Annotated in this window: 1 protein-coding gene; it reads right to left on the bottom strand. The window is 27.7% G+C overall.

Features of this window, described 5'->3' with window-relative positions:
* Positions 1-631 (bottom strand): Y-family DNA polymerase (locus AMN81_RS05650; protein WP_143312067.1); only part of this gene is annotated, 631 nt, incomplete at its 3' end.
* Positions 632-733: the final 102 nt, after the last annotated feature.

The raw sequence follows: 733 nt of genomic DNA, 5'->3' as shown, positions 1-733 counted from the left end.
TTAATTGCTTAGCATTATAAATTCCATGCTTTTGATAAAATTTTGTAAGTTGTCTACCAACACCCCAGACATCATTGATTTCAACTTTTTCTAAAATAGGATCTAAGTTTTCTATTCCAATTAAACTTGTCACTCCTGATTGTTTTTTCTTTGCAATATGGTTTGCAACTTTACTTAAAGTTTTTGTGTTTGCTATTCCAATACTGGTTGGAATACCAGTCCATTGTAAAACTGTTTCTCTAATTTCTTTTCCAACTTTTTCCACTTCACTATCAGGAAAGTTTGATAAATCTAAAAAAGCTTCATCAATTGAATAAACTTCTATTTCTGAATTAAATCTTTTAAGAGTTCGCATCACTCTTCTAGATAAATCTCCATATAAAGAATAATTAGATGAGAAAACTTCAACTTTATTTTTAAGAATAACATCCTTTGCTTTAAAATAGGGTTCACCCATTTTAATTCCTAAAGCTTTTGCTTCATTCGATCTTGAAATAATACAACCATCATTGTTAGATAAAACAACAACAGGTTTTCTTCTTATTTTTGGATTAAATAATCGCTCACATGAAACATAAAAAGAATTACAGTCAATTAATGCTATTTTTTTAGTACGTTGAATGGATGACATAAGTAACAACCCCCCAAATAAAAATATCTTGTTCTTTGTTAATTAAAATTCTGTCAGAAAATTCTTTAGATCCAGAAGTTAAAAATTTTTTATCTCTTTCTT

Origin of the sequence: Candidatus Pelagibacter communis, assembly GCF_001179845.1 — a bacterium.
GTDB classification, from domain to species: domain Bacteria; phylum Pseudomonadota; class Alphaproteobacteria; order Pelagibacterales; family Pelagibacteraceae; genus Pelagibacter; species Pelagibacter ubique_Q.
Note: the sequence above shows the minus strand (reverse complement) of the source record. Positions and strands in the feature narration are given on the sequence as shown.